Source organism: Bradyrhizobium guangzhouense (genome assembly GCF_004114955.1).
Classification (GTDB): domain Bacteria; phylum Pseudomonadota; class Alphaproteobacteria; order Rhizobiales; family Xanthobacteraceae; genus Bradyrhizobium; species Bradyrhizobium guangzhouense.
Window position 1 is genome coordinate 5,325,997 of sequence record NZ_CP030053.1, and the last position, 20,555, is coordinate 5,346,551.

Annotated in this window: 19 protein-coding genes; 14 read left to right on the forward strand and 5 right to left on the reverse strand. The window is 65.4% G+C overall.

Annotation, left to right across the window (positions count from 1 at the left end):
- Positions 1 to 11: 11 nt before the first annotated feature.
- Positions 12 to 1,313 (reverse strand): PQQ-dependent sugar dehydrogenase, encoded by a 1,302-nt coding sequence (locus XH91_RS25450; protein ID WP_128954990.1) that lies wholly within the window; start codon positions 1,311 to 1,313, stop codon positions 12 to 14.
- 205 nt (positions 1,314 to 1,518) lie between these two features.
- Between XH91_RS25450 and XH91_RS25455 the strand changes: the two genes are divergently transcribed.
- From XH91_RS25455 to XH91_RS25485, 7 genes are all read left to right on the forward strand, one after another.
- Complete coding sequence (locus XH91_RS25455; protein ID WP_164933800.1) at positions 1,519 to 2,712, forward strand: urate hydroxylase PuuD; 1,194 nt, start codon at positions 1,519 to 1,521, stop codon at positions 2,710 to 2,712.
- Positions 2,713 to 2,858: 146 nt separating this feature from the next.
- Positions 2,859 to 3,716 carry a VOC family protein gene (locus tag XH91_RS25460; RefSeq protein WP_128953133.1) on the forward strand — a complete coding sequence of 286 codons (858 nt, stop codon included), beginning with the start codon at positions 2,859 to 2,861 and terminating at the stop codon, positions 3,714 to 3,716.
- A gap of 77 nt (positions 3,717 to 3,793) precedes the next feature.
- Positions 3,794 to 4,069, forward strand: coding sequence for a hypothetical protein (locus tag XH91_RS25465; protein WP_128953134.1), 276 nt, complete (start codon positions 3,794 to 3,796; stop codon positions 4,067 to 4,069).
- 214 nt (positions 4,070 to 4,283) lie between these two features.
- A complete protein-coding gene (locus XH91_RS25470) occupies positions 4,284 to 5,225 on the forward strand; it encodes a lytic transglycosylase domain-containing protein (protein WP_128953135.1) in 942 nt (313 codons plus the stop codon).
- A 323-nt stretch (positions 5,226 to 5,548) separates the two neighbouring features.
- Positions 5,549 to 6,145, forward strand: a complete 597-nt coding sequence (locus tag XH91_RS25475; RefSeq protein ID WP_128953136.1) for a hypothetical protein — start codon at positions 5,549 to 5,551, stop codon at positions 6,143 to 6,145.
- Complete coding sequence (locus tag XH91_RS25480; RefSeq protein WP_245477194.1) at positions 6,142 to 6,492, forward strand: HGGxSTG domain-containing protein; 351 nt, start codon at positions 6,142 to 6,144, stop codon at positions 6,490 to 6,492. Before XH91_RS25475 ends, XH91_RS25480 begins: the two co-directional genes overlap by 4 nt.
- An 8-nt stretch (positions 6,493 to 6,500) precedes the next feature.
- Positions 6,501 to 6,857: a response regulator gene (locus XH91_RS25485; protein ID WP_128953137.1), complete on the forward strand. Its 357-nt coding sequence runs from the start codon at positions 6,501 to 6,503 to the stop codon at positions 6,855 to 6,857.
- Positions 6,858 to 6,879: 22 nt separating this feature from the next.
- On the opposite strand, the gene XH91_RS25490 is transcribed toward XH91_RS25485, so the two are convergent.
- Positions 6,880 to 7,377, reverse strand: coding sequence for a GDSL-type esterase/lipase family protein (locus tag XH91_RS25490; RefSeq protein ID WP_245477195.1), 498 nt, complete (start codon positions 7,375 to 7,377; stop codon positions 6,880 to 6,882).
- Between the two features lies 1 nt (position 7,378).
- Positions 7,379 to 7,810, reverse strand: a complete 432-nt coding sequence (locus XH91_RS25495; RefSeq protein ID WP_128953138.1) for a GFA family protein — start codon at positions 7,808 to 7,810, stop codon at positions 7,379 to 7,381.
- 209 nt (positions 7,811 to 8,019) lie between these two features.
- Here XH91_RS25495 and XH91_RS25500 point away from each other — a divergent pair, with 209 nt between their 5' ends.
- The 4 genes from XH91_RS25500 to XH91_RS25515 all read left to right on the forward strand — a co-directional run bounded on the left by XH91_RS25500 (position 8,020) and on the right by XH91_RS25515 (position 13,088).
- Positions 8,020 to 9,267 (forward strand): MFS transporter, encoded by a 1,248-nt coding sequence (locus XH91_RS25500; protein ID WP_128953139.1) that lies wholly within the window; start codon positions 8,020 to 8,022, stop codon positions 9,265 to 9,267.
- A 41-nt stretch (positions 9,268 to 9,308) separates the two neighbouring features.
- Positions 9,309 to 10,514 carry a M20/M25/M40 family metallo-hydrolase gene (locus tag XH91_RS25505; protein ID WP_128953140.1) on the forward strand — a complete coding sequence of 402 codons (1,206 nt, stop codon included), beginning with the start codon at positions 9,309 to 9,311 and terminating at the stop codon, positions 10,512 to 10,514.
- A 178-nt stretch (positions 10,515 to 10,692) separates the two neighbouring features.
- On the forward strand, positions 10,693 to 11,778 hold the full coding sequence (locus XH91_RS25510) for a mandelate racemase/muconate lactonizing enzyme family protein (protein WP_128953141.1): 1,086 nt from the start codon (positions 10,693 to 10,695) through the stop codon (positions 11,776 to 11,778).
- 161 nt (positions 11,779 to 11,939) lie between these two features.
- The gene (locus XH91_RS25515) at positions 11,940 to 13,088 is read left to right on the forward strand and encodes an amidohydrolase (protein WP_128953142.1); all 1,149 of its coding nucleotides are present in this window, start codon (positions 11,940 to 11,942) and stop codon (positions 13,086 to 13,088) included.
- A gap of 66 nt (positions 13,089 to 13,154) precedes the next feature.
- On the opposite strand, the gene XH91_RS25520 is transcribed toward XH91_RS25515, so the two are convergent.
- Positions 13,155 to 13,556 (reverse strand): hypothetical protein, encoded by a 402-nt coding sequence (locus XH91_RS25520; protein WP_128953143.1) that lies wholly within the window; start codon positions 13,554 to 13,556, stop codon positions 13,155 to 13,157.
- Between the two features lie 344 nt (positions 13,557 to 13,900).
- On the opposite strand from XH91_RS25520, the gene XH91_RS25525 reads away from it, so the two are divergent.
- From XH91_RS25525 to XH91_RS25535, 3 genes are read left to right on the forward strand one after another with little or no spacing between them, the layout of a single operon-like run.
- A complete protein-coding gene (locus XH91_RS25525) occupies positions 13,901 to 15,325 on the forward strand; it encodes a sodium:solute symporter family protein (protein WP_128953144.1) in 1,425 nt (474 codons plus the stop codon).
- A complete protein-coding gene (locus XH91_RS25530) occupies positions 15,322 to 16,506 on the forward strand; it encodes a sialidase family protein (protein WP_128953145.1) in 1,185 nt (394 codons plus the stop codon). The genes XH91_RS25525 and XH91_RS25530 overlap by 4 nt, the downstream gene beginning before the upstream one ends.
- A gap of 4 nt (positions 16,507 to 16,510) precedes the next feature.
- Positions 16,511 to 17,191 carry an SDR family NAD(P)-dependent oxidoreductase gene (locus XH91_RS25535; protein WP_128953146.1) on the forward strand — a complete coding sequence of 227 codons (681 nt, stop codon included), beginning with the start codon at positions 16,511 to 16,513 and terminating at the stop codon, positions 17,189 to 17,191.
- A gap of 7 nt (positions 17,192 to 17,198) precedes the next feature.
- Here the strand turns inward: XH91_RS25535 and XH91_RS25540 are convergent, their stop codons facing one another.
- Positions 17,199 to 20,318 carry a DEAD/DEAH box helicase gene (locus tag XH91_RS25540; protein WP_164934248.1) on the reverse strand — a complete coding sequence of 1,040 codons (3,120 nt, stop codon included), beginning with the start codon at positions 20,316 to 20,318 and terminating at the stop codon, positions 17,199 to 17,201.
- Positions 20,319 to 20,555 lie beyond the last annotated feature (237 nt).

Here is a 20,555-nt window from a genome sequence, read left to right on the forward strand (position 1 = left end):
TCTCTCCTTTCCTAATGCGTCACTCGCCAGATGGTCCCACCCGTATCTTCCGAGATCAGCAGTGCGCCATCCTTGGCCACCGCGATCCCGACCGGTCGTCCCCACACTTGAGAATCGTTCACGACGAAGCCCGTAACAAAATCCTCGTACTCGCCGGTCGGCTTGCCGTCCTTCATCCTGATGCGGATCACCTTGTAGCCGGTGCGCTTGGAGCGGTTCCAGGAACCGTGCTCGGCGGCGAAGGCGTCGCCCTGATATTCGGACGGAAACTGCGTGCCTTGGTAGAAGGTCATACCGAGCGAGGCCGAATGCGCCTGGATCAACACATCAGGCACCGTCACCCTGTCCTTGAGGTCCGGCCGCGCGCCGGCATGACGCGGATCTTCGTTGCTGCCGATGTAGAACCAAGGCCAGCCGTAGAAAGCGCCTTCCTTCACGCTGGTGACGTAGTCGGGCACGAGATCGTCGCCGAGGCCGTCACGCTCGTTGGTCGAGCACCAGGGCAGGCTCGTTTGCGGCTGGATCGCAAGACCAACGCAGTTACGGATGCCGGTGGCGTAGAGCTTGTGGTCCTTGCCCTCGGGCGTGAATGAGAGCACCGCGGCACGCTCGGCCTCATAGCCCCAGGAGGCACCGAGCGGCTGCGATCGCGACCAGGCCTCCAGTCCGCCGGGCGGGCTCCCCATGCCTTCAGCGACATTGCTGGCGGAGCCGACCGACACCAGCATGCGCTTGCCGTCAGGCGTGAACACGATGTCGCGGGTGGAATGGCCCGATCCGTGCGCGAGGTCCGCCACCACCACATCCGCCTTGCCCGCCGCTTTCAGGTCGCCGGCATGATAGAGAAAGCGGACGACGTTGCCGGCATTGGCGACATAGATCCATTGCGGATTCTCACCGGTCGGGAAAAAGCCGATGCCGAAAGGACGGGTGAGCCCGCTGGCAAAGATCTCGTTGGTCGCAACCTTGCCGCCCTCGCCGAGACGCAGCACCCGAATGCGTCCCGGTCCGGTCTCGGCGACGAAGATATCGCCATTCGGCGCAACGCGCAGCACGCGAGCGTCGGACAGGCCGTCGGCCAACAGCTCGATCTTGAATCCATCGGGCACATCAGGCGTTGCACTGCCACGCGACGTCACACGCGTGGGGTTGGAGACCGAGGGCGAGGCGCCTGGCTTGGCCAGATCCTGCGGGCGGATCAGCCTGACGGTACCGGGCTTGTCGGCCTGCCAGCTGCCATAGGCATCCTTGCCCTGCAGCACCGGCTCGCCTTGCGCGACGGTGCAGACGACCAACAGCCATGCGGGCACCATCATGTGCGAAACATGAATCTTCACGCCACCTTCCTCCCGGACTTATCTGCCAAATCCAACGTCAGCTCATGCCCGCACGATGTGCAGATGGTGTGACCCATCGTACTGGAAAACGGCGTGGATCGGTGCAACAGATTGTAAGGGTACGGCCGCGGGTTGCGGTCATCAAAGCTGCGGCATCGGTGTCGCGGCTGATGGGGTGATCATGTGGGGATCGATCGTATCGGAATGGGCGAGCCTGCTGCTGCGCTGGCTGCATGTGGTGGCCGCGATCGCCTGGATCGGCAGTTCCTTCTATTTCATCGCCCTCGACCTCAGCCTCAAGCCCGGGAGTGACCTGCCCGACGGCGTGCAGGGCGAGGCCTGGCAGGTCCATGGCGGCGGCTTCTACCGGATCATGAAATATCTGGTCGCTCCCGCCCAAATGCCGGACGAATTGACCTGGTTCAAATGGGAGGCCTACACCACCTGGCTGTCCGGCTTCGCGCTGATGGTGGTGGTCTATTATCTCGACGCCGACCTGTTCCTGGTCGACAAGTCGATCCTCGACCTCACGCCATTGCAGGCCGGGCTGTTCAGCTTCGGCAGCCTCGCACTAGCGTGGTTGCTTTACGAAGCCGCCTGCCGCACCGGGATGGCGCAGCGCGAGCTGCCCTTCGCCGTCGGCGGCTATCTGTTCCTGGTCGCGCTGACCTACGCCTTCACCCATGTACTGAGCGGCCGCGGCGCCTTCAACCAGATCGGCGCACTGATCGGCACCATCATGGTCGCCAACGTCTTCGCGGTGATCATCCCGAACCAGAAGAAGATCGTGGCTAGCCTGATCGCGGGCAAAGCGCCTGACCCGAAGCTCGGCAAGACCAGCAAGGAGCGCTCGGTCCACAACAATTATCTGACGCTGCCGGTCGTCGTGCTGATGATCAGCAATCACTATCCCCTGCTCTACGCCACGCGCTTCAACTGGATCATCGTCGCGATCGTGCTGGCGCTGGGGCCGGTCATCCGCCACTTCTTCAACGAGGGCCATGCCGGGCGCAAATCGCCGTGGTGGGTGTGGGGCGTCGCGGCAGCGGGCGCGATCGCGATCCTCTTCCTCTCCGCGGCCGGCCCGCGCGAGGTCAAGACCGGCGCGCTGTCGGCGCAGCCGACCCTCGCCAATGTCGAGGAGATCGTGATGTCCCGCTGCAGCATGTGCCATGCGGCCGAGCCGGTGTGGGACGGCATCGTGACCGCGCCGAAGGGCATCTTGCTCGATGCGCCCGAGCACATCCATCGCAACATCCGCCTGATCGGCCGCGTCGCGGCCTGGTCCAATGCGATGCCGCCTGGCAACATCACCGAGATGACCAGCGAGGAGCGCGCCGTCCTCGCCGCCTATATCGGCGGGCAGGATCGCTAATCGCAACGCGTCGACGCCGCGTTTCGCGGAATGAAATTCGTGGATCTCCCTTCGATTTGAAAATGACTTGAGCGCCTATCCGGCGTAGACAGGACCGGCGGCGCAGGCCGACCAGAGTCAGTTCGCAATTGCCGGGGAAATCGCAAGTGGCCCTCAAGAACGTCATCGGGATCGACCACGCCGTGGTCATGGTGCAGGACCTCGACAAGGCTGCCGAAAATTATCGCCAGCTCGGCTTCACGCTCTCGCCGCGCGGCACCCACAGCGCGCATATGGGCACCGGCAACTACACCATCATGTTCGACCCCGATTATATGGAGCTGCTCGGCGTGCTGGTCGCAACCGAGCACAACGCGCCGGCGCGCGCCTTTCTCGAGCGACAGGGTGAGGGCATCGAACGCATCGCCTTCACCGCGATCGATTCCGCCGCCGGAGCCGCGGAAATCCGCGCACGCGGCTTTACGCCTGTTGGCCCGACCGACTTCGAGCGGCCAGTGACATTGCCTGATGGCACCGTCTCGGCCGCCAAATTCCGCACCTTCATGTGGCCGACCGCGGAAGCCCCGGGCGGCGTGCGCATCTTCGCCTGCCAGCACAAGACCCGCGAGACGGTGTGGATCCCCGAGCTGATGAGGCACGCCAACGCGGCCAGGCGGATCAGTCAGGTGCTGATCGCAACGCCCGAGCCCGCAGCGGAAGCGGCGCATCTGGCGCGGCTGATCGATCGCGAGCCGAAGGCAGAGACCGATGGCGCTTCGACGGTAACCTCAGGCGGCGACCGCGCCGACTTCGTCTATCTGACGCTGGAGCAGCTCGGCAAACGCTATCCCGGCGTGCCGCTCACGGGCCTCTCGGGCCGCGGCGGCGCAGCGCTGGTGCTCGTCAGCGGTGATCTGGCGGCAACCGAGAAAGCGCTCAGCGCGGCGGGCATCCGCAGCGGAGCTGCGGTCGTCGTGCCCCCGGCGAGGGCCAACGGCACCCTGCTCGCCTTCATTGCCGGCTGAGTCGAGGCAATTCTTTAACGCGCGTTTACCTGATGGCTTTAGGATTCCCCTGAAGTCCAAGCCGCCCGGGGACACGCATGTTCAAAGAGGGATCGCCGATCGCTTACGACGCGCCGGCCGAGCTGAAGAAGTGGCCGTCGCTGAAGGGCGAGCGGCAGAAGGACCGTGGCCCGCCCTATCTCGTCTACAACGGCACGCTCGCCGACTGCGTCCGCGAGCTCATGGGAAAGCCCGTCAAGGGCATCTCGCTCTACGACATCATGACCAAGCCGCAGGCGGCCTTCGACCAGACCGTGCTGTCGCCCGGCGATGCCGCCGAGATCGCGATGCGCAAGGATTTTCCCAAGGCGTAAGGCGCCGCCCTCTCCGGCAATGACGTTTGCAGCTCTGAGGTCCGCGCGGTTCCCGTAGAAGCGCGGAAAGCGGCTGCCCGCGTTCCTGCGACGGGAACACCGTACTAACACCGGCCATCTCGCGGAATCGCAGCTTCGCCGCAATTACGGTTAAGAAGTCCTTGTCACCGGCGCACGCTGGTCGTTCCCCCACAGTTCGAGGACTCTTACCGAGATGCGATTTCTCGTCGCGGCTTGCGCTGCGTTCCTGATTCTGATGTGCGACGTCGGCCCGGAGCCGACCTGGCAAACCTCACATGCCGACCAGGCCACGCCGAAGTCCGACCGCGCGCCCTCCTTGGTTCCCCTCGCCGAACTCTTCCTCGCAAGCGTGCAGGCCATCGAGCTTGCCAATGCGCGCGCTTCCTACGAGGACACGATCGAGCCGGAGCCCACGGCCGAAGCTGCCGCAGAGACTCCGCCCTCACCGACCGAACAGTTCTGCCGCGCGCTCAAGGAAGCGGCCGAGGAGAGCGGCATTCCCGTGCCGTTCTTTGCTCGCCTGCTCTGGCAGGAGAGCCGCTTCAAGTCGAACGAGGTCAGCCAGGCCGGCGCGCAGGGCGTTGCGCAGTTCATGCCGGAGACCGCTGCCGAGATGGGGCTCGACGATCCCTTCGATCCGATGAAGGCGCTGCCCGCATCGGCAAGATTCCTGCGCAAGCTCCGCGACGATTTCGGCAATCTCGGCCTTGCCGCGGCCGCCTACAACGCCGGCCCCGGCCGCATCCAGAAGTGGCTCGCCAAGGAGAGCGACCTGCCGCGCGAGACGCGCGAGTATGTCCGCATCATCACCGGCACGAGGGCCGAAGACTGGATCGAGCGTTCGGACGCGCTGGCGATCCGGATCGACCTGCCGCGCGAGGCGCCTTGCGAAGGCGTCGGCAGCCTGTCCAAGACCAGGGACGTTGCCTGGGTGCCGGCGAACCTCACGCCGTCGACCGCCACCATCATCCGCAAGGCCGAGCAGTTGGCGGCGCGGCTCGCGGCCAATCGCGCCCGCAAGCACCTCGTGGCCCTGCTCCGCAAGGGCGGCGCAGGCCACGGCAAGGCGCGCAGCATGATCGCGGCCCGCGCCAAGGGGGCAAAGGCCCACGCCATCCGCTTGGCGGCGCGCTAGCGGTCATCGGGCTGAGCCCGCCGCGACCAAAACGCGAAAACAACCCCATGCACAGTAGCCGGCCCCGCCAGGACGGGGACTTGCGCGCGGGCGACTGCTGAATTTCAGAAAATCACTTTGACCCGTCGGGCAAAACAGGAGTATATTGGCATCATCGCGCTATCAGGCTCTGTCCAGCTTCGCCCGACGACGGGCGCGCTCGATCCGGCGGCGCGTCAACGCATCATCACCACCTGAAAAATCTCAACCGCCGCGTCGGCAGACGCGCGGCCGGCTTCGCTCGCCGCGAGGCCTCGCGCCTGCTTCGGCAAAGGACACATCGCATGACCACATCCCTGACATCGCCGGACACGACTGATATCACAGCCACCGATCGCGCCCCGATCGTCGCAAGCCCGAAAGTCAAGCTCCGCCGCAGGCGGATCGTGATCGAACACCCTGACGCGAACGCCGGCGAAACGCTGCTGGCCGAGGCGCTCGGCGCCGCCGACCGCGACGCGCTGCATGGCCTGTTGAGCCAGCTGGTGAAGGCGAGCGTCGTCGCGCGCAAGCCCGACCAGGGCAATCTCGCCTTCATGGTCTCGGCGCTGAAGAGCATCGCGCCGAAGGATTCGCTCGAATCCATGCTGGCGGCGCAGATGGTGAGCATTCAGGTCGCGACGATGCGCTGCGCCTGTCGCCTTGCGTGCACCGATGACGTCCAGCAGCAGGAGAGCCTCACGCGCGCCCTGACCCGGCTGTCCCGCACCTTCGCAGCCCAGATCGAAGCGCTGAACCGTCACCGCAGCAATGGCGCGTGTGCGATCACGGTGCGGAATTTGTCGGTGCAGGATGGCGGCAAGGCCGTCGTCGGCAACTTCACCCAACATGCAGGCTTGATCGCCGCGCAACCCGGTCTGGTGGACGCCTTCCCCGCATGAGCCACGCCCGCAACACCGAAGCGATGCAGGCGAGCCTGCGTTGTGGCGCGCAAACACGCCTCGGTGAACCATGCCGCGCGCCGGCGCTACGCGGCAAGATGCGCTGCCGCATGCACGGCGGCGCATGGGGATCCGGCGCGCCTGATGGAAACAGCAACGCTGTCAAGCACGGCTACTTCACTAGGGAAGCGGTCGAGGAACGGAGGTTCGTTCGCAGCATCTTGGCTGAAGCGGAAAGCTTGCTCAGCCGACTGCCGGACGCAAACTGCAACACGCGCAAGAACGGAACCCAACTTAATGCGGGAACAGAACAGCCCTCTTCGCACTTAACATATGATAGGAAGTGAGGTGCGTCATGGGCCAATCCAAGCCGATCCGCCCGACCGCGATCGTCGTCGAAGATGACGACATTCAACGCGAGATGCTGACGTTGCTGCTCGAACAGAGCGATTTCGAGGTGCTCCAGTGCGAGGATGCGGAGACGGCGGCGCTGGCGCTGAAGGCGCGCCATCCCTCCCTGATGGTCACCGACATCAACCTGGTCGGCAAGATGGACGGCGTGGATCTGGCTCACCTCGCCCAGCAGCAGAACGCCAACATGCGGATCATCGTGATCTCGGGCCGTCCGCTGCCGCGTCCCCTGCCGCCCGGTGCGAAGTTCCTCACCAAGCCTGTGTACCCGACGGCACTGCTGACGGAAGCAGGACGATAGAAGCGCACAATGGGGGATGCCCCTACTTGCCGAGCGCCGCGGCGACCTCGCCGGCCAGCTGTTCTGCCAGCATGTGATAACCCTCCGGCGTGAGATGCTGCCCGTCGGGTTGGTGCGGCAGCCCGTGCAGCATCCCGTTCGGGAGCATGACGACCTTGATCCCCATCGCACCTAACCGGCTCTGGATTTCAGGCGTGTTGTCGGCGGCCAGCTTTCTCCGATCGTTACCGCCGGGTTGGAGGATCACAACGCTCGTTCCTTTCGGAACGACGCGATCGAGGCGGGCCAGCATGCCGCCGGTGGTGTCACCGTTGATGCCGGCATTGATGACACGGACGCTCAGCCCCCTCGCCCGAAGCAGCGTTTCGAGCTGCGCGGGATAGGCCTGGCTGCGCGACACGCCCTTGCCGAACGTGTTGCTGGCGCCAAGGGCCACGACGGTTGCAGCATGAGCGGTGCCTAACATGGCGAACGCCGCGAATGCGCCGAGAACAACGATCTGTCCGAGCCTTGCGATCATTTTACTTAACCTGCAAATTGACACTCTCGGGATTTTTGTCGAACGTTTGGAGGCCGGCGATCGTATCTACCCACGGCAACGCTGAACATTTCCAGATCTGTCTCACTGGCGTGAACGCTTCGCGCTGCTTGATTGAACCGACGCCTATCCTCAGAATGGATGGATCAAGCAGGGAATGCCTGTAGATTGGCGAGCCGCAATTGCCGCAGAAAGCACGCAATACTTTCCTGCCGCTCTGTTCGGCAGTCTTCACGTAGGTGCTTGGCGTACCACTCAAAAGCACAAATTTAGCGGCCGAGACCGGCACGGCCGTGTTGAAGGCTGTACCGGTTAGAGTTTGGCATTCGCTGCAATGACAAATTCCAAACTCGTTGGTCTCCGCTTCCGCCTCAAACGTAATCTGACCGCAGTGACAGCTACCTTCGATTTTCATATCGCCCTCGCCAGCCTCGCTACAGGAGCAAAGCACAGCGTGGAGATTGCCGCCAGATGCCGAGTTCGGGTTGGGATCAAGGCAGAGCCGACACCCCACCGCTGTGCCGCCTCGACAGGCGGGCCATGCGATAAGCCACCCCCTGCCGGCATTGGCACGCCTCCGCCAATCATGTAACCCGGCTAAAACATTGCCGGGACGAAACGCAGATGAGTGCGGTTGCCAATGACGACGCAGACCATGGCACGAGCGCGCTGATCTTTGCGCTGGTGGCGCTGGCCTGCGGGCACATGCTCTCGACGCTGCTGCGCACCATTCCCGCGCTCAGCCTCGATCTGATGGCCGCGGATTTTCATGTGCAACCGCAGGCGCTGGCGAGCCTCACCTCGGTCTATCATTTTGCCTTCGCGGCCTCGCAGATCCCGGTGGGAGCTGCGATGGACCGCTTTGGCGTGCGGCCGGTGTCGCTGAGCCTGCTCGCGGGCACCGTGATCGGCGCCATCGCGTCGGGCTTTGCGACGGGGCCGTCGAGCTTTGCCTTCGGACAGTTGCTGCTGGGCATCGCGACCTCGGGCATGCTGATGTGTCCGATGACGCTGGCGGCCAAGCAGATGTCGGCGGCGCGCTTCGGGCTGTGGTCGGGCGCGATCCTCTCAATCGGCAATATCGGCATGCTGCTGTCGTCGAGCCCGCTCGCCTTCGTGGTCGACACCTATGGCTGGCGCGCAGGGTTCTGGATCGCCGCGGCCGGCGGCATCGCCGCGGCGCTCGCGGTGTTCGTGCTGGTGCCGAACCAGCCGGCCGAGCACAAGGACGATGCCTCCCCGCTGTCGCAGATGATCGAGGTGCTCAGGCTCGGCTTCTCGCGGCCCTTGCGCGGATTGATCGCGCTGGCGCTGGTGTCGCTCGCGACCTCGCTGGTGCTGCGTGGTCTCTGGGGTGGGCCGTGGCTGATGCAGGTCAAAGGGCTATCGCGGGTCGAGGCCGGCAACCAGCTCGGTGCCTACACGCTGGCGATGATCGCGGGTCCCCTGCTGATGGGCATGGTCGACCGCAAGGTCGGCCATCGCCGCGAGCTGGTGGCCGGCACGCACACGCTCGCGGCGCTGCTGGTCGTGTTGATGGCGCTCGGCGCGCCGCATTATGCGGTTGCATGGCTGTTCGGCGTTGAGGTCATGCCGCCGCAATACGACCTCGTGCTGTTCGTGCTGATCGGGCTTGCGACCTCGGCCCAGCCGCTGCTGTTCGGCATGTGCCGGCAGCTGGTCGATGCGCAAGTCGCGGGCAAGGCGCTGGCCGCGGTGAACCTCGCCTTCTTCCTCGGCACCGCGCTGATGCAGTCGATGTCAGGCGCGGTTGCCGCGGTCGCGGGGCTGCCGGCGGTGCTGCTGTTCATGGCGGCGATGCTGCTCGTCGGCGTGACGATCTTTTTGACTTACACGTCGGCGAGTTCGTAGGGTGGCCCACCCTACGACTCCGCGCGTTAAAGGAATGCATCATGCCCGTCGACACCAAAGCCGCCACCGACCGTCTCATGCGCTTCCTCTCTGTCGAGGGCGTCACCGGACAGGAGGCGGCGATCGGGCGTGAGCTCACCGCCGCGCTGAAGGAGAGCGGCGTGCCCGATAAGGCGATCCGGCTCGACGATGCCAACACCCGCATTCCCGTGCCGACCGAAACCGGAAATCTCATCGTCGACCTGCCCGGCCGCGGCGCGCTGCACAACCAGCCGCGCATCATGTTCATGACCCATATGGACACCGTGCCGCTCTGCGCCGGCGCCAAGCCGAAGAAATCCGGGCGCAAGATCGTCAACGAGGCCAGGACCGCGCTCGGAGGCGACAACCGCTGCGGCTGCGGCGTGCTGGTGACATTGGCGGCCGAGCTCGAAAAGCACAAGCTCGACCATCCGCCGATCACGCTCTTGTTCTGCGTGCGCGAGGAGAGCGGGCTCTACGGCGCTCGCCACGTCAAGCTCGACGAGCTGGGATCGCCGGCGATGGCGTTCAACTATGACGGCGGCTCGGCCTCCAACGTCGTGATCGGCGCCGTCGGCGCCGACCGCTGGACCGTCGAGATTTTCGGCCGTGCCTCGCATGCCGGCGTCGCGCCGGAGCGCGGCATCTCCTCGACCATGATCATGGCCCTCGCTCTCGCAGAGGTGAAGGCCGGCGGCTGGTTCGGCAAGGTGGTGAAGGGCAAGGGCGCCAGCGCGCGGATGGGCACCAGCAATGTCGGCCCCGTCACCGGCGGCGAGGGCCGCCCCGCGGGCGATGCCACCAACGTCGTCACCGATTACGTGCATGTGCGCGGCGAAAGCCGCAGCCATGACGGAAAGTTCTTCAAGGAGATCACCAAGGCCTACAAGGCCGCGTTCGAGAAGGCCGCGAAGAAGGTGACGAACGCGCAAGGCAAGTCCGGCAAGGTCAAGTTCAAGGCCGAGACCGACTATTATCCGTTCCGCATGAAGGAGAACCTGCCGGTGGTGAAGCGCGCGATCGAAGCCGTGTCCGCCGTCGGGGGCACGCCCAACGTCCGCGCCGCCAATGGCGGCCTGGATGCCAACTGGATGGTTCGCCACGGCATCCCGACCGTGACGTTCGGCGCCGGCCAGAACGAGGCGCACACGATCGACGAGTGGATCAATCTGGATGAATACGACCGGGCCTGCGCGCTGGCCGTGCAGCTCGCGACGATGCGGTAGCGTTCGTAGGGTGGGTTAGCGATGCAGATGCGCGAAGTGCATCTGCAGCGCGTAACCCACCGCTGCTGCCGCCGCGGAGACGAAAGAGGTGGGTTACGCCAGCGGACTGCGCTTCGCGCATCCGCTAGCTAACCCACCCTACGAAACTACGAAACAAAAAGAAAAACGGGGAGGCCACATGCCGCGCATTTCAAATCTCGAATCCGGACTCTACCGGATCCCCCTTCCCGTCACGCTGTCCGACTCCACGCATGGCGACATGTCGGCGTTCGAACTGATCACCTGCCGCGTCCGCGATGCCGATGGCGCCGAGGGCGTCGGCTACACCTACACGGTCGGACGCAATGGCGGTGCTGTCGCCGATATCCTTAAGCGCGAGATTCCGCCGCTGGTCGAGGGGCGCGAGGCCGACGACACCGAGGCGATCTGGCATCACGTCTGGTGGGGCCTGCATTATGGCGGGCGCGGCGGGCCGACGGTGCTGGCGCTGTCCGCGCTCGACATCGCGCTGTGGGATTTGAAGGCGCGGCGCGCGAATTTGCCGCTGTACCGGCTGCTCGGCGGCTTCGATGCGCGCGTGCCCTGCTATGCCGGCGGCATCGACCTCGATCTCTCCATCGAGGCGCTGCTCAAACAGACCGACGGCAATCTCGCCAAGGGGTTTCGCGCCATCAAGATGAAGGTCGGCCGGCCCGATCTCAAATCCGACGTCGCGCGCGTCGCGGCGATGCGCAAGCATCTCGGCGACGGTTTTCCGCTGATGGCGGACGCCAACATGAAGTGGACGGTGGAGGAAGCGATCCGCGCGGCGCGCGCGTTCGTGCCTTACGACCTCACCTGGCTGGAAGAGCCGATCATCCCCGACGACGTCGCCGGACACGCGCGCATCATGCAGGCCGGCGGCGTGCCGATCGCGGCGGGCGAAAATCTGCGCTCGCTGTGGGAGTTCAAGAATTACATCACCGCTGGCGCGGTGTCCTATCCCGAGCCCGATGTCACCAATTGCGGCGGGGTGTCCGCCTTCATGAAGATCGCGCGGCTGGCGGAGGCGTTCAATTTGCCCGTCACCAGCCACGGCGCGCACGACATCACCGTGCACCTGCTCGCGGCCTGTCCGAACCGCTCCTACCTCGAGGCGCACGGCTTCGGCCTGGACAAATATATCGAGCATCCGCTGGTGCTGGAGGACGGCAAGGCGCTGGCATCGACACGGCCGGGCCATGGCATCAGCTTCGACTGGGCGGGACTCGCGAAGCTGGTCTGACATTCACCACCCGTCATTCCGGGTTCGCGCCTAAAGGCGCGCCCCGGAATGACGGGGATGCGGCGCGCATTGCTGCACGCGAGGCATTCGCTGGCGCCAGGTGCAGCGCGCGGATAATCGGCTAGAGTGGTGACAGCTGACACCATCAGAGAGCGCCGCATTTGACCCCCGAGCTGCACCAGAAACTGACCGCGTGGCGCCAGCATCTGCATGCCCATCCCGAGCTGTCCCTGCAGGAGAAGGCCACTGCCGCCTTCGTGCAGGAGCGGCTCACCGAGCTCGGCATTCCCTTCGTGCCAGGCATCGGCGGCCACGGCATCGTCGCGACGCTGACGCGCGGATCGGCCGAGGGGCGCGTCGGCCTGCGTGCCGACATGGATGCGCTGCCGATCACCGAGGATACGGGGCTCAGCTATGCCTCGATAAATCCCGGCGTGATGCATGCCTGCGGCCATGACGGGCACACCGCCTCGCTGCTCGGTGCGGCCGCGCTGCTCGCCGCCGACACCGACTGGAGCGGCACGGTCGATTTCATCTTCCAGCCGGCCGAGGAAGGTTTTGGCGGCTCGCGCGCGATGGTCGGAGACGGGCTGTTCGAGCGCTTCCCGATGCATCGCGTGTTCGGCTTCCACAACTGGCCGGGTCTGGAGGCCGGCACCATCGCGGTGCATGACGGCGCGGTGATGGCCTCGGGCGGACGCGTGACGATCACCATCGAGGGCCATGCCGGCCACGCCGGCATGCCGCATCTGACCCGCGATCCCGTCATGGCCGCAGGTCATCTGATCGTGGCGATGCAGTCGATCGTGTCGCGCAGCGTCGATCCGCTCGACACCGCCGTGCTCTCGCTGTCGACGATCGAGGGCGGCACCGCGCCCAACCAGATCGCGGGGAAGGTCACGATCCGCGGCACGCTGCGGCATCATCGCAACGGCGTGAAGGACATCCTCCTGGCGCGGATCGCCGAGATCTGCGCCGGCATCGCCACAAGCTTCGACGTCAAGGTGACCCCTGATATCGTCATGGGCGTCGGCGTGACGATCAACACGCCGGAGGAAGCGGGTTTTGCGCGCACGGCTGCCGACAAGCTGGGGGCCAAGGTCCGGCGCGATCTCGCGCCGAGCATGGCGGGAGAGGATTTCGCATTCTATCTCAAGCACCGGCCCGGCGCATTCGTGTGGATCGGCAACGGGCCCTTGCGCGCCGGCGCCGAGCTGCACGGCCCGCGCTATGATTTCAACGACGCGATCCTGCCCGTGGCAGCGACCTGGATGGCCGAAGTCGCCAAGACCGCGCTGTCGGCGAACTGAAGACGTGTACTCATAAAGTTCAAAACGAGGCTTTTGACCTAAGCGGACGCGGGCTCCCATGCGACCTCAAGCGCGCAGGACGCCTGGGGGCAGCTTGTCTTGTCCGGGAAGCGCTCTGAAAGTTGCTGTGTAGAGCGCAGAGATAGGCATGAGGGCCTTGAGTTGCTCGTCCAGCCATTCGCCCAGTTCATCATATTCTGGAACGATGCCGCCATGACCTGGATGCGTTTTGAGAGGTTCAAGACCTCGATGAAACTTAGCCTCCCAGCTCCGGTAAATCGCCCACCATCGGAACTCTCGTTCCATGAATTGAGTGCTCACTGCATAGAGCCGATAGTCCTGCGTATAGTCGCCTATGCCATCATCAAAGACGGCCGCAATGTAGTGTGGAGCACCGCTAAGATCGGCAGTGCCCGTTCGGATGCCGTCATAGATGTCTCGGATCGTGTGAACCTTCTCGAACTTCATGGTCTCAATAATAATCTCGATCGACGCTACTCACCACCGACGAACTGAGTCGGCTCTTGGCTCTAAACCGAAGCAGCCGCTGAGTATCGTCAAGTCTGCTTTCGAAGGTCAACCGATCGCGGCGTTATGAGTAATCGCCCCAACCGGGAACCCTCCTGAACCTGCTGCGGCAGTGACCGCCGGCGCGACGCGTCGCGCCGCGGATTGCTGCGCGTGCGCTTGACGCACGACGTCCGAGCAGCTTTAATAAGAACCAAGAACAATTGTTCGCATTCCGAACATTTTGCCGTCGGGCAAGCGGGCTCACAACGCCGCATCCCGCGCCACCAGAGGAAACGTCACCGATGCAAGCCATCCTCACCGGCGAAAGCACGCTCGTCATCGCGATGATCGTCGCCTATATCGCTTTCACCTCCTGGCTCACCTTCAAGCTGCGCAGCCGAACCAGCGATCAGTTCATGACCGCTTCGCGCGCGATGCCCGCCGTCGTCGTCGGCGTGCTGATGATGAGCGAGTTCGTCGGCGCCAAATCGACCGTCGGCACCGCGCAGGAGGCGTTCCAGTCGGGCATGGCCGCAGGGTGGGCCGTGCTCGGCGCCTCGATCGGCTTCCTGCTGTTCGGCTTCTTCATGGTGAAGAAGCTCTACAACTCGGGCGAATACACCATCTCTGCGGCGATCGCGCAGAAATACGGCAAGTCGACCATGCTCACGGTGTCGGTGATCATGATCTACGCGCTGCTGCTGGTGAATGTCGGCAATTACGTCAGCGGCGCCGCGGCAATCGCCACCGCACTGCATGTCAGCCTACCGGTCGCGATGTGCATCATCGCCCTGGTCTCGACCTTCTACTACGTGTTCGGCGGCCTGAAGGGCGTCGCCTGGGTGACGATCCTGCACAGTGCCATCAAGGTGGTCGGCGTCATCATCATCTTTGCGGTCGCGATGTCGCTGACCGGCGGCATCGCGCCGATGCAGGCAAAGCTGCCGGCCTATTATTTCAGCTGGGACGGCAAGATCGGCTTTGCCACCATCTTCGCCTGGACCTTCGGCACCGTCGGCGCGATTTTCTCGACCCAGTTCATCGTGCAGGCGGTCGCCTCGACGCCGAGCGCCGATGAGGCACGCAAGGCGACCTTCTATGCCGCCGCGTTCTGCCTGCCGCTCGGCTTCCTGCTCGCCCTGATCGGCGTCGCGGCGAAGTTCCTCTACCCCGACATGAAGAGCCTCTACGCGCTGCCGGTGTTCCTCGAAAAGATGCCGCCGCTGGCTTCCGCTTTCGTGACGACCTCGCTGGTCGCCTCGATCTTCGTCAGCGTCTGCACCGTGGCGCTCGCGATCGCGTCGCTGGTCGTGCGCGATTTCTACGTGCCCTATTGGCAGCCGACGCCGGAGCGCGAGCTGAAGATGACGCGCCTGTTCTCGATCGTGATCGCGATCGTGCCGCTGGTGTTCGTGTTCTTCATTCCGGAGATCCTGAAACTGTCGTTCTTCACCCGCGCGCTGCGGCTGTCGATCACGATGGTGGCGATGCTGGGCTTCTATCTGCCGCTGTTCGCCAGCAACCGCGGCGCCACCGCCGGCCTGATCGGCGCGGCGGTCTCGACCACGGTCTGGTACGTGCTCGGCAATCCCTTCGGCATCGACAACATGTACATCGCCGCAGTGACACCGCTGCTGGTGATGGCGATCGAGCGCCTGGTCATGGGTGCCGCGCCCGCCGCTCCGGCCGCGCAATCCAATGCCTTGGTCGAGAGGACTTCGACGTGATTTCCGAACTCGAGATCACGGCCGACGGCGCCGTTCGCAAGGCGGCCGGCGACCCTGACAGGTTCGACGCCTTCATCCCCTCGCCCTGCGTGCAGAACCACGCCGCCAATCTGATGCCGCTCGCCAATGGCGATCTTGCCTGCGTTTGGTTCGGCGGCACGCAGGAGGGCATGTCCGATATCTCGGTGTATTTCTCGCGGCTTCCGCGCGGGGCAACGCAATGGTCGCCGGCGGAGAAGCTGTCCGACGATCCCGGCCGCTCCGAGCAGAACCCGGTGCTGTTCCCGGCCCCCGACGGCACGCTGTGGCTGATGTGGACGGCGCAGCTCGCCGGCAACCAGGACACCGCCATCATCCGCCGCCGCCTCTCGCGTGACCACGGCAAGAGCTGGGGCCCGATCGAGACGCTATTCCCCGAACATCGCGGCCGCGGCACCTTCATCCGTCAGCCGATCGTCGTGCTCGACAATGGCGACTGGCTGTTGCCGGTGTTCTATTGCCACAGCACGCCGGGCAAGAAATGGAACGGCGACGAGGACACCAGCGCGGTGAAGATCTCGTCCGATGCCGGTGCGACCTGGCGCGATGTGGATGTCCCGGGCAGCCGCGGCTGCGTGCATATGAGCATCGTGCGCCTCGACGACGGCTCGCTGCTGGCGATGTATCGCAGCCGCTGGGCCGACAACATCTATCAGAGCCGGTCGATCGATCACGGCCGCACCTGGTCGGCGCCCGTGGCGACCGCGCTGCCGAACAACAACTCCTCGATTCAGTTGACGCGGCTCGGCAACGGCCATCTCGCTTTGGTTTTCAACGATTCCAGCTCCAAGGATGCGACCGGGCGCCGCCTCTCGCTCTATGACGAGATCGAGGACGATCTGCCGCCCGTACTCGCGGGTGATGGCAGCAAGACGGTTGATCGCACCGCGTTCTGGGGCGCGCCGCGGGCACCGATGACGCTGGCGATCTCGGCTGACGGCGGGAAGAGCTGGCGCAAGCGCAATGTCGAGATCGGCGACGGTTATTGCATGACCAACAATTCGCGCGACCAGACCAACCGCGAACTGTCCTACCCCAGCGTCAAACAGACCGCCGACGGCGCGATCCACATGGCCTTCACCTTCCATCGCCGCGCCATCAAATATGTCCGCGTGAGCGAACCATGGGTGACGCGGGGCTGAGCACATGGACAAGCGGCCGCACGCGCTCGTCACGGGCGCCAGCTCGGGGATCGGCGCTGCGATCGTCGAGCGCCTGCTGCGCGACGGCTGGCAAGTCACCGGGATCAGTCGCCGGCCTGTCACGTTCGACCATCCGGCGTTCGACCATCTCGCGCTCGATCTCGCCGATGTCGCGGCGATTGCGAGCGCCGTCGCTCAACTCGCGCCGACGGCGCTGGTTCACGCCGCCGGCCTGCTGAAGGTCGCCCCGCTCGGATCGCTCGACCATGACGACGGCGCCGCGATGTGGCGGCTGCATGTCGACGTCGCCGAACGTCTCGCCGACGCGCTGGCGCCGCGCCTGCCGAACGGAGGGCGCATCGTCTTCATCGGTAGCCGCACCGCCTCGGGCGCGGCTGGCCGCGGGCAGTATGCCGCGACGAAGGCGGCGTTGGTGGCGCTGGCGCGGTCCTGGGCCGCCGAACTCGCGCCGCGTGGAATCACCGTCAACGTCGTCGCGCCCGCCGCGACGGAGACGCCGATGCTGAAGGACCCCACGCGCGCCACCGTCGCGCCAAAACTGCCGCCGATCGGCCGCTTCATCCAGCCGGAGGAAGTCGCCGCCGCCGTGGCCTTCCTGCTTTCGGACGAAGCGGCTGCCATCACCGGCCAGCAACTCGTGATCTGTGGCGGCAGCTCGCTGTAGGGCTGGCTCACGACTCGTCGAGAAGCTCCAGCAGTTCCTCGACCCGTTCGAACGGGGCATCGCGCATCGGGCTGTGGTAGACGACACGATCGCCATCGCGTTGCAGTGATTTCCCCTTGGATTTCCCCTTGGACTTCCGCAGCCGTCCCGGCAGGAAGGTCGCCGCCACCGCGCTTTGGCCGACGTCGAGACGGATGATGCCCCGGCGCTTGCAGTCCAGCCGCAGTCGCGCCGCCGCAAAGAAATCGCGGGCGATCTGCGGCAACGGTCCGAAGCGGCGCGAGGTCTCCTCCTCGAGATCGTCGAGATCATCCTCGCTGGCGCAGCGCGCGGCGCGGGCATAGAGCTCCAGCCGCACCGGGGCGGATTGCACGTAACTCGCGGGCAGCATGTCCGCGACCGGCAGGTTCAGATCGGGCACCCACACCACGGACATGCCGTCATCGACCTTCTCCGATGCCATCTTGAGCAGATGGCTGTAGAGCACCGGGCCGAACACCTGGACGTGGCCGGATTGCTGCTCCGAGAACAGATCGCCGGCGCCGCGCAGATCGAGATCGCGCTCGCTGATGGCAAAGCCCGCGCCGGGCCGGCTGAACTCTTCCAGCACCTTGAGCCGCTTCTCTGATTGCCCCGAGGCCGACTCGGTCAGGAGATAAGCGAAGGCGCGGATACCGCCGCGCCCGACACGCCCGCGCAGCTGGTGCAGCTGGGCGAGACCGAAATTCTCCGGCCAGCAGACCACGATGGTGTTGGCGCGCGGGATATCGAGGCCGCTCTCGACGATGTTGGTGGCGAGCAGCACGTCGGCCTTGCCTTCGACGAAGGTCATCATGCGCTCGTCGATCTCGTCGGCCGGCAATTTGCCGTGCAGACAGACGATCTTGAGATCGGGCGCCACCGCCTGCACCCGCGCCAGCATCGGCTCCAGATCCTGGATGCGCGGGCAGATCAAGAAGCTCTGCCCGTGCCGCCGCTGCTCGCGCAGCAGGGCCGAGGCGATGGCGGCATCCGACAGCGGCGCGATCTTGGTTGCGACCGGAAGCCTGTGCACCGGCGGCGAGGCGATGAGGCTGAGATCCCTGAAGCCGGCAAGACCCGCGGCGAGCGTGCGCGGGATCGGCGTCGCGCTCATCCAGAGCGTATGCGCATTCTTGGCGAGGCCCGAGAGCTTTGCCTTCTCGGCCGCGCCGAAATGCTGCTCCTCGTCGATGATGACCAGGCCGAGATCGTCAAACCTCACGTCCTTCGACGTCAGCGCCTGCGTGCCGACCACGACCTTGATCCGGCCGCTGCGCAGGCCCTCCCTGGTCTCCCTGACCTCCGCACCCGAGGTGGCGCGCGACAGGCTGCCGACCTCGATATCGAGCGGCGCGAACCGTTTGCGGAAGGTCGCGACGTGCTGCCTCGCCAGCACGGTCGTCGGCACCGCGATCGCGACCTGCTTGCCCGAAAGCACCACGGCCGCCGCCGCGCGCAGCGCCACCTCGGTCTTGCCGAAGCCGACGTCGCCGCAGATCACGCGGTCCATGGGATGGCCGGATGCGAGATCGTCCAGCACGTCGTGGATCGCCTTGGCCTGGTCGATGGTCGTGAAATAGGGAAAGCGGGCGACGAATTTTTCGTAAGGCGCCCCCGGCGGCACCAGCTTGGCCGCCTTGCGCCGCTTGCGCTGGCTGATGTGCTTGGCAAGCACCTTGCCGGCGGCCCGGATCTCCTGCTCGGCCTCGCTGCGGCGCGCCCACCATGTGCTGCCATCCGCCTTGTCGAGCGCGAGCTTGCCGCGCTCGGTCGAGTAGGGCCACATCTGCGCCAGATCAGGCGGCGGCACGAGGACCGCATTGTCGCCGGCGAAGGAAAGCCGGACCATCTCGCGCATGGCCCCGCCGCCGGTATTGACGGTCTGCAAGCCATCGAGCACGCCGATGCCGCGCTGCAGATGCACGACCACCGTGCCCTGCTCCGGCACGTCGGCATGATCGAACGCCGCGCTCCAGCTTCGCGCCATCGGCTGCGGATGATGCGCGCGGCTGCCGAGCACGTCGGTCGCGGTCAGGACGATTGCAGGCTTCTTGCCAGCAATGACGAAGCCGCCATCGAGATCGGCGAGCAGCGCCACATCACGATGGCGCGCACTCTCGGCCTCCGCCCAATCGGCGACGCGCTCCGTCTTGACGCCGCTCATCCGCTCCATCGCGCGCAAATCCTCCTCCTGCGCGGCGACGAAGACGAAGCGCGAGCCGGCGCGCCTGATCTCCTCGACGAAGGCGCGCAGGGCCTTCCTGGCGGACGACAGTTTCGAGAATTCCGGTGTCGGCTGGAATGGAGAGGTGCGCGCCAGCACCTTCATCCCGCGGGTCGCCTGCTTCCAGTCGCTGCGCCCCAGATATTCGCGCTCCCTGTCGGCGCGGCTAGCTGCCTCCTCGATCGTGCTCAACCAGGCATCGGCATGCACGGCAACGCCGGCATCCGCAATCCACTTCGCCTTGCCGCAATAGTCGAACAGCGTCGCACGCCTGGCGCGCGCGCCTGACAGTGCCGTTCGTTCCGACATGGGATCGACGAGCAGCTCCCTGGTCTCGAAGATGATGTCGTGCTGTTGCGGGTCGAACGCCACGATCCGCTTGATGGCGCGGCCGGAATGCTCGACCCGGAACGGCCCCAGCGCGCCGGCCGGGAAAATCTCGAAGGTCTGGCCGTGAAACAGCGCGCCGCCCGGATAATCCGGCTCGTCGTCGAGATCATAGCCCAGCTCTTCCAGGCGGGTGCGAAGCTCGCTCTCGGAAAACGCGCCGCCGACCTTCAGACTGGTGTTCAGACGCAACAGGCTCGCCGGCGGCGGCAGGCGCTCCATCACGGCTTCAGCCGTGGAGATGAGAAAGATCGGCTGTTTGGCCTTGGCCAGGCGCCGCAGCACCGAAGCTCTGCGGCCCGCGATCTCGCGCGATGGTTCCAACTGATCGAACGGCAGGGTGTTCAGCCGCGGAAACACCAGGACCTCGCAAGACGGATCCAGCGCGTGAATGACGCTGCCGAGCCGCTCCGCCCTGTTCTCGCTCTCGGCGAGGAACACGAGACCGCCGCGGCCGGACTCCTTCCATTGCGCCAGCAGGTGCAGCGCCATCATGCCGAGCGGCGATGACGAGGAGATGGTGGCGCGCTGCGCGCCCTTGCTCGGCTTCGGTGAAGCCTTGCCTGGCGCGCGCCTGCTGGTCGGACTCTTTGCGAGCGCGCGCTTCTTGGGCGAAGTCTTGACTGCCGCTTTCTTGATTGCCGCGTTCTTGGCTGGCCGCAATGTCTTGGAATGACGCACGTGAATCCGTTTCTCGTCGTGGACAGTCGTCAATGCCACGCGCCGCCGAGC